Annotated in this window: 4 protein-coding genes; all 4 read right to left on the reverse strand. The window is 42.1% G+C overall.

Annotated features, from left to right (window positions below):
* Positions 1-358: 358 nt before the first annotated feature.
* The gene (locus RM368_RS27220; protein ID WP_322696941.1) at positions 359-1,099 is read right to left on the reverse strand and encodes a DevA family ABC transporter ATP-binding protein; all 741 of its coding nucleotides are present in this window, start codon (positions 1,097-1,099) and stop codon (positions 359-361) included.
* A gap of 91 nt (positions 1,100-1,190) precedes the next feature.
* On the reverse strand, positions 1,191-2,363 hold the full coding sequence (gene devC / locus RM368_RS27225) for an ABC transporter permease DevC (protein ID WP_322696942.1): 1,173 nt from the start codon (positions 2,361-2,363) through the stop codon (positions 1,191-1,193).
* Positions 2,364-2,538: 175 nt separating this feature from the next.
* Positions 2,539-3,702 (reverse strand): HlyD family efflux transporter periplasmic adaptor subunit, encoded by a 1,164-nt coding sequence (locus tag RM368_RS27230; RefSeq protein ID WP_322696943.1) that lies wholly within the window; start codon positions 3,700-3,702, stop codon positions 2,539-2,541.
* A gap of 702 nt (positions 3,703-4,404) precedes the next feature.
* Positions 4,405-9,826: non-ribosomal peptide synthetase (locus RM368_RS27235; protein WP_322696944.1), on the reverse strand; the 5,422-nt coding region annotated here is incomplete at its 5' end.

Here is a 9,826-nt window from a genome sequence, read left to right on the forward strand (position 1 = left end):
TTTTAATGACTGATAAATCTCGCTGATTGATTTGATAGCTTTGCTTGCAATTCCAAAAAGCTTGTTAGCGATCGATGATTTACTTGGTAATGGTTAATCGCGTAACCTTGCTACATATCTATAGTGGTGGGTGAAACTTACTTATGCAGTTATATCATGTCCGGCTAATTAGTTATGATTCCCAAATTTATGTAGAAAGCCCAAAAAACCCTCCCCTCTGCGGTCTTCATGATAGATAAGTACTTTAACCGGATATGATATTATGGTGGATTCGGTTGACGAATTCCAGTCAAAAATCTCTACTTGATATGCACGCAAACACAGTGCAACTACGAGCTTTGAGATATCTGACCGTTTTCTAAACAGGACTTACCTTGTTTAGTAGGCGACCATCTTCCATATGAATAATGCGATCGGCTATATCTAAAATGCGGTTATCGTGGGTAACAAGTAGGATGGTGCAATATTGTTCCTTTGCTAGTCTTTGCATAATTTGCACTACATCACGCCCAGATTGACTGTCTAGAGATGCTGTGGGTTCATCTGCTAAAACTAACTTTGGCTGACTTACTAACGCACGAGCGATCGCTACTCTTTGCTTTTGTCCGCCAGATAGATTGTTTGGGTAATAATTCACATACTCGCCTAGCCCGACTGCTTCTAGTATTGCTATAGAACGTGTTTTGCGTTCATTAACTGTGAGATTTTTATGTAATTTCAGCGACATACAAACGTTTTCCCAAGCTGTGAGACATTGAAGCAAATTATGTGCCTGGAAGATAAAGCCAATTTGACTACGTATCTGAATCAACTTTTTTTTACTAGCACCATTCAATTCTTGCCCAATAACTTGTAAACTGCCTGCTTGTAGAGAACGTAATGCTCCAATCAGTGTCAGCAAGGTAGTTTTCCCGCTGCCTGATGGGCCTGTAAGAATTACTATTTCACCCGGATGAACTTCTAGATTAATATCTATAAGTACAGGCTTTTGTAAGTCTCCTTTGCCAAAGCTTTGATTGAGATTCTCAATGGAAATAATCGCAGAAGAGAGTTTTTGGTTTGAAATTTCGAGTTGTGAGTTAAAAGTTTTTAGTGCCATTTTTGAACCAAAAAATTTTTGATTTCAAGAAATTTGTGTGAGTTTTCAGATTTGAATACTAAAGCTATCATTTGCAATTCAAAATTTAATACTAAAACACATCAGCGGGATCGGCAGAACGAAGTTTGTTAGAGGTGATTGCAGCGGAAGCAATACACATAAACATTGTCAAAATGAAAACAGTGACAGCAATATTCAGACTCATTACCAGTTGCAGACGAGTAATTACAGACAGAAAGCTGTACATACCAAATGAAGTGACAAATCCAGGGATGAAGCCTAAGATTCCGAGAATCGCTGCTTCTTGGAAAATCACCCCCAACAGTGCTAAGTCAGAATAACCCATTGCTTTCAGGGTGGCATACTGTGCTAAGTGGTCACTGATATCGGCATAGAGAACTTGATAGACAATAACGACACCTACAATAAATCCCATAATCGCACCAAAGCTGAAAATAGGCCCAGTTGGGTTCGTGTTTTGAAACTGTAGCTCCTTGGCAATTAGTTCCTCATGAGTATATGCCTTGACACCAGGAATATTTGCCACAATCCCAGCCTTCACTGCTTCTCGATTAGTTCCTGGATTCAAGGTAATTATCCCCACACTGACCTGATTGAGTGCATTCTCTCCAAACAAATCAGCATAATTATCTTCACTCATCATCAGGTTGCCTTCTCCGAGAAAAAAAGAGTTACCAAGATTAAACAATCCCACAACAGCAATCCGATGATTTTTAAGCAAGGCTTTGACTTCACCTTTTTGGGCAAATAATTGAGGAATGGGCCCAAAGGAAGGTTTTGCAAGGCGGTCAAACAAGACGCTGTGAGGAATTTTTAATTTTTCACGCTGTTGATTTATTTCTGGGATATTAAAGACTATTTGACTGGGATTAAAGGCAAACACTCTTGCTTGAAACGAGGTTTGTTCTTTGGAGTACGCCCAAGTGCTTTGATTTATATAAACTGGAATCGTTGAAGCAACTCCTTTAATCCCACCTGCTTGGTAAAGACGAATGCGATCGAATCCATTAGCACCTAAAAATTCTGTACTAGGATTGAGCAAAAACAAATCACCTTTCAAACTAGCGGGTAATGTTGTAGCACCTTCAGTAAACAGTGTGCGAAATCCCAGTTGCATAAATATCAGAACATTGGCAAATGCGATGCCACCCATTGCAACAGCAAGACGAGTTTTTTGATGCGATAACTGCGCCCACGCTAAAGGACGCTGAGTCTGAAGATGGTTAAACAAAGATTTTAACATCGGAATTTTCCTGATTTTTATTATTAGTTAATGGCAAGCAATCCGTGGAAGTACAAAATATTCACTCAATTTTTGGATTTGAAATTTTTTCTGCAATCTAAAAGCTAAAATCTCAAATTGGCACAGTCAAAAAATCCGCAAACAAATTAGATATTTGAATGCAAACCAACTTTATTTATTCTGAGGGAGGTATTTGTTCTTGGACTTTGGCTGCATTGTTATTTGTGGCAATATCAAGCTTGACGCGAACTTGCATGTTAGTTAGTGCAGCGACCTTAGGACTATCTTTGGGAGTGATGCGAACTTTAACAGCAATCACCCGTGCATTTTGATCGGTTGTGGGACTACCAGTGTCATTACCGCTGGCACTGCTGCTGTCAGCATCTTGAAGGGTTTGCTTGCCAATTTGCAAACCAATCTGTTCGACAACGCCCTGAATCTCGCCTGTAAAACCGCCATATTCGCTGGATATCACAGCTTGTTGTCCCATACGGACTTTGTTAATATCAGTTTCGGAAATCTCGGCGATCGCATACATCCGGTTAGTTTGAGCTAGTTCCACAATGCCCTGACTGGTATTAACTTGCTCTCCAATACGCGTATTTATTTTCAGAATTTGTCCTGCAATAGGTACTCGTACCTTTGCATCTTCTAAATCCGCCTTTCTTTGGTTAACGGCAATCTTAGCTTTATCCAGTTGCGCCCGGGCAATTTCAATATCCACTGGACGCACCTCTTGCAATTGTGCTAGTTTTGCCCGTTCTTGGGCTATAGAGGATTGCAGGGTTTTTTCGGTTTGCTCCAAATCAGCTTTGCGTTCAGCTAAAGTAGCTTGGGTTGTTGCCAACTCGCGTTGTGCTGAATCTCGATCGGCACGAGAAATGGCACCATTACTTGCTAACGCTTGTCGTCGTTGATAGGTGAGTTGGGCTTCACGGAGAGTCGCTTCTGTGCTGGCGATCGCTGCTTTTTTCTGCTTAATTTCACCTATCCGTTGGGCTTTTGAGCTGGCGATCGCCGCCCTTTGCATCGCTAGTTGTGCCTTTTTGGCATCTCCCTGCTGTATTTTAGCAAGTTCTGCCTGTTTTAGCCGCACATCTGTCTGTGCATCAGATAAATCTGCTTCTCTACGCTCAATACCTTGTAGAATTGCAATCACCTGATTGGCATTTACAAAGTCGCCTTCTTTAACTAGAATTTTGTTGACGCGGCTATCTTGGGCATTTGGTACTGAGAGTTTAATAACTTCGCCTTCTGGTTCAATTCGCCCCAAGGCTACAACAGATGTTACTAATGCAGGTTCTACAGAAGTCTCTTGGATATGATTTTGCTTCTGCATATTGCAGGCAGTACACACACTGATTGAACATAGAAGAAGTGTTAATAGCTGAAATTTTCTCATAAGTTTAATTCAACTCCTGCCTGAAAAATACCAGTATTTATGAGGCTATTTTTAGTTAATTTATTAACTGCGATCGCTGATAATTTCATCAGGTGTTTTCTAGTAATTTATTCTATAACTAATGTATTTAATAAACCACTTTCTTGATATTCCCTATAGTCATCTAATTTTATGACTTTAGTCCTGAAACCTGTCCGAAATATAAATATAGGCAAAAAAATGGTAGAACGCAGATTTGAGCGTCTACCTTGCGTTTGTGCCTCAAGATAACTGCACTTCTAGATTTTACATGAGTTCGATGAACTTCTCCCTCCCAGCCTGCCTCTGGGAAACGGAAAGGGAGTGAGCAACGAAAAATTCAGCTTTTTACTCCCCTCTCCGACACGGAGAGGGGTTGTGGGAGAGGTCAAATAAGACTTATCGAACTCACGTTAGATTTAGAGTCCAACAAGAATTACTAATTCGTAATTCGTAATTAAACCGATAGTGCAGCCAGCGTTCGGGATTTGCGAGAACGTCATTAGCAATTATGAATTATGAATCGTGACGTTGCATAGTTGCAGGATGATTTGGTAACTTCCAAAATTCCCCCTGCCTCCCCTGCTTTCACCAAATCCCACTGTTCTGCAACGCTCTTTTTTATACTTCCAAATCTGCTAACAGAGAATCGAGTTGGCTTTCTGTCATCTCAACCATACGAAAGTCACTAGCAGTATAGAATAATTCCTCAGAAACGGTATTATCTTTTAGATAAGCGCGGAGGTTGTGCAGATAGCTTTCTGCAAGGCGGCGTATGGTTTCAGGGTGATGAATATTCTTGCTGTATGTCCAGTCAACATACATACATTCGCTTTGAATGCGAGCGTTAACAGCTAAAAGGTGGGGACGTTTTTGTTTACCAAACATTCCCGAACCTGTGGGAACATTGCTGAGGTTGAAAAGATTGTTACTATTTTGCTGGCTATCAATTTGCCCCAGATAATTAAAACTAATCTGCGCTTTGTTAGTATTTGCTAGTGTTTCGCCGATAGCTTTCTCCTGACTGAGATAACGTAGCAAGCCAAAGCTTTGTCCGTGATGGGGAATAGCTCGCATTTGTTTTTTCATTTCCTTGAGCATGTTTTCTCGGTTAGGATTCTTGCTTGGTTTCTTGAGAAGAACGGGGTAGAGCGAGGTAAACCAACCTACGGTTCTTGATAAATCAAGCCCGCTTGCAAGTATCTCTCGTCCGTGCCCTTCCAAATCAATCAGTACATGGGATGAACCGTTCCATTGAGTCAGCGTATCGAGTAGTGCGGTTAAGAGTATTTCTTGTACACTGGCGTGATAAATTGCGGTTGCTTCTTTCAGCAGAGCCTGGGTTTCGACTGTTGTTATTTGGGTAGATTCCGCACTTAAGCTGTCTACGGTGTTACTACCAAAGTCATCAACAGGTAATGAAGTGCTGGGACTTGAGAGTGTTTCTTGCCAAAATAAAATATCTTTGGCGATTTCTGGAGAATTTGCCAGGGTTTCCAGAGATGTTGCCCACTGCCTGTAAGAGGAGGTTTTCGCGGGTAAGGAAATAGGTTGGCCTATTACAGCTTGTTGATAAGCTAGGGTTAAGTCCTCAATCAGAATGCGCCAAGAGACTCCATCAAATACAAGGTGATGTCCAAACAAAAACAGGACGTTGCCATACTCTTCTAAGTTTTTGATATAGAGAACTCGCAGTAAGGGAGGACTTTCTAAATTCAAGTCTCTTTGTTCTTCTTCGACAACAACTTCTAGAACATCTTGTTGGTAACAAGGTTGATGGCTGCTAAAGTCTTCAATGCGTAATGGAGGTTTTGTTGCAGAGCCGAAGTAAGATTGTTCCCAGACGCTCTGATTTTTGCGGAAATGCGATCGCAAAATATCGTGATGGGCAACCACAGCTTTCAAAGCAATCTCAAGGGCATTGATGTTCAGAGGTTCGCTGGCACTCAGGGCTACTACTTGGTTCCAGTGGTGCGGGTGGGGCAAGTTTTGTTCAAAGAACCAACGCTGAATCGGAGCAAGGGGAATGCTAGCGGTTAACGGTTCAGCATTTTCAACTTGCTGATGTAAGGGTTTGGCAACAGCCGCCAGTCTTCTCAGGGTTTGTGTTTCAAAAATGTCTTTGGGGTTAATGTCCAATCCAGCTTTACGGGCGCCAGAGGTGACTCGCAAACTAACGATTGAGTCTCCCCCCAACTCGAAGAAATTATCATCGGGATTGACGGTTTCTAGCCCCAACACTTCTATCCAGACTTGGGCTAATATCTCCTCTGTTTGAGTTTTTGGTATGGTTGGGGTTGTTGATATTTCCGGTGCGGGAAGGGCTTGGCGATCGATTTTGCCGTTGGGAGTGAGGGGCCATTGTGTGACTAACACCACGGCACTGGGAATCATATAAGCTGGTAAAACCTCTGTCAAATAATCCCGTAATTCGTTGGTAGTAGATGGGTTTTCCTTGGGTGTCAGAGCGTAAGCTACTATGCGCTTGCGTTCTGGCATATCTTGGCGCAGCAGCACCACTGCACTGTCTACCGTGGCGTATCTGGTTAAAGCAGCTTCAATTTCCCCTAATTCAATCCGATAACCGTTAAATTTTACCTGAGCATCTTGCCGACCTTTAAACCGGATGTTTCCTTGCAAGTCGTAAACGCCGCGATCGCCTGTTTTGTAAAGTCTAGCTCCCGGTGTTTTGGCAAAGGGATGGGGAATAAAAGCTTCTGCTGTTAAGCTGGGGCGATGTAAGTAGCCTCGTGCTAAACTGATTCCTCCAATATAGATTTCCCCAATTACACCCAAAGGCACTGGTTCTAAAAAAGAGTCCAAGAGGTAAATATCGACATTAGCGATCGCTTTGCCAATGCTGGGTTCACCAAGTAAATGGGAGCAATTCATCAAGCTGGCGCAGACTGTTGCTTCTGTGGGGCCGTAGGCGTTAAATACTTGGCGTTCCTCTCCACGCCAGCGGCAAAGTAAATCCCCAGAAGCTGCTTCCCCAGCCACAATCAGGTTTTGCAATTGCGGTAAATTCGTAGGTTCAATGGCGGCGAGTAGCGACGGGGGAAGGGTAACATGAGTAATTTGCCAATTGGTTAATGCTTGCCAAAGAGCAGGACTAGGAGAACGATTTGCCTTTTCTTGCAGATATAGAGTTGCGCCGCTACCCAAGGCCATAAAAATCTCAGAAATTGCAGCATCAAAATTCAGAGAAGCAAATTGGTAAACGCGACTCTCGGCTGTGACACCAAAACTCGCAGTTTGATTGCGTACCAGATTTTGAATACCTGCATGAGACACTAAAACGCCTTTCGGTTTCCCTGTGGAACCAGAGGTGTAAATAATGTAGGCAAGATTTTCTAGTCTAACTTGTAAATTAGGACGGTTAGTGTCATGAGGTATTGATAATTTCTCTTCATCTCCAATAATTATCACTTTAATATCAGCTGGAAATAATCCTGGCGGCGGGGCTTCTTTTGTTAAAATCAGAGAAGTTTGGCTATCTTCCACAATGAATTGCAGCCGCGTTTCGGGATAGCTGCGATCGAGGGGGAGAAATGCCGCCCCTGCTTTCAACACGGCCAGTAGGGCAATAATAAAGTCTAGGTCAGGGTGAAAATATAAACCTACAATTGATTCATAGCCAATGCCTGTTGATATTAAGGTGGCGGCTAATTGATTGGTAAGTTTTTCTAATTCGCCATAAGAAATTGCACCATCATCACAAACTAACGCCATAGCATTAGGGTGTAAATCTGCCCAGTCTTCAAATAACTGATGAGCTGTACGAAAATCTCCCCAAGCAATAGCATTAGCATTCCCTTCATTAATCGTGCGATCGCGCTCTCGATCTGATAAAGCCTGGATGTTTCCCAACATCAAATTCGGGTGTTCAGCCAGATTTATTATAATATTTCGCAGACGTGACAGCAGAGTTTTCGCAGCTGTTGCAGACAGGAATTTTGTTTGATAATTCAGTTTGAATCGCAGTCCCCTATCTGGAATTACACCTACTGTTAAGGGGTAATTAGTTCGTTCATAAAACTGGATATCATCAACTCGAAAATGCTGTCCCTGCTCTTTTAAACTTTGGTCAACGGGGTAATTTTCAAAGACTAAAATACTCTCAAATAACGATTCTCCCGCCGCCAGCGAAATTTCCTTTTGGATATCTGTCAGTTTGCTATATCCATATTCTCGCATCTGCACATGATGCTGTTGAATCTTTTCTAGCCAAGCCGCAACAGTTAGCGAAGGTTCTAAGGCAACACGCATGGGGAGGGTATTGATAAACAACCCAACCATGTTCTCCACTCCTGTAATTTCCGGGGGTCGCCCGGAAACAGTTACACCAAAAACCACGTCTTCTCCCGCACCGTATTTTTGCAACAGCAGCGCCCAAGCGCCTTGAGTCAAAGTATTGAGTGTCAAGTGGCAGTTTTGCGCCATCTGCTGCAACGTGGTAAATTCTTTGTCACTCAAACGTAGTTCAGCTTCTTGATAATCAGGCAAATCCTGGAGAACTTCAGTATCCTCTAGTTCCCAAGATATCGGAGTCGGACTTGCTAAATCTGCGAATTGTTCTCGCCAAAATTGCTCAGATGAGTGATTATCCCGCGATGCCAGCCATTGAATATAGTTGCGGTAAGGTGGAATTGAAGTTAAAGAGTGGGCAACACCTTGGAGTTTCGATTTATAAACCTCAAGTACCTCTTTAAAAATGAGTGGAATCGACCAGCCGTCAAGCAGTATATGGTGATGACTCCAAACCCATCGCCAGCTAACATCATCCATCTGGATGATTGTAAAGCGCATTAAAGGTGGTTTATCCAGTTGAAATCCATTCTTTCTATCTCTGGCAAGATATTGTTTGAATTGATCTTCTTGCTGTGCGGCGGGTAAATTGCGCCAGTCTTGTTGCTGGATGGGGAATTTCACAGAAGTGCTGACAACTTGCACGGGGATATCTTGGTTTTCCCAAACAAATGCAGTGCAAAGAATCGGGTGTCGGTCTACAACAACCTGCCAAGCATTAGCAAAAGCACGGACATCTAAATCACCTGTGATTTTACCAGTTACTTGCTCAAAATACACACCATCTTCTGGAGAGTATAGGGTGTGAAATAGCATCCCTTCTTGCAAAGGGGAAAGTGGATAAATATCTGCTAAGTTTGGGAAATTGACTTGAATAACATCCAAAAAAGATTGATTTAGTCGAACTAAGGGAAAGTCTGAATGTGTGAATTTATAAATATTTGAATCGTTGCAATGTCTGAGTATTTGCAGCAAGTTTTCCTGAAAATTATCAGCCCATTGAGAAACTGTTTCTTCTTGATGTAAATTAGCACTGTACAACCAATTAACCTGTAATTCTCCGTCAACAATAATGCTGAGAACCTCAATCAATTGAGGACGCAACCCTTCTGGGTCATGTGAAAGTCCAGAATCTTCATTTAGCAAGCGAAATAAATTGTTTTGTCCGCTGTCTCGCACTTGACCGAGATAGTTGAAGCTGATTTCAGGAGTACAGTCAAGAGCAATTGGTTCGGATTGTAGGTATTTTAAAAGACCATAACCAATACCCCTTTGCGGAACAGAACGAATTTTTTCTTTAACGTCTTTAATAAAAAATCCTTCATCGGTACTTGATGATAAGTCAAGACGCAAAGGATAAAGTGTTGTAAACCAACCAAGGGTATTACTGATATCCAAATCTGGGGATATTTCTTCCCTTCCATGCCCTTCCATGAGAATTTGGATGTTGTGACCTTTGGTTATATTGCTGATAGTTTTACTAACAGCAGCTAGCAGCAATTCTTGAGGTTGGGTGCGGTAAGCTTTGTTTGCTTTGGTGAGTAGAGCGTTTGTTTGAGCTTTAGTTAATTTCCGCGAGATTGTTCTCACAGAAGACTCGAAGTTTTGCGCCTCAGCTTGAGGGAAATCAAGAGGTAATCGAGCGGTTTTATCTTTGATAACATTCAGCCAAAACTGTTTTTCCTTTTGAATAGCTGAAGATTTAGCAAAAGATTGTAGAAATTCACTCCAATCT

Source organism: Nostoc sp. DedSLP03 (assembly GCF_034530815.1).
Classification (GTDB): Bacteria; Cyanobacteriota; Cyanobacteriia; order Cyanobacteriales; family Nostocaceae; genus Nostoc.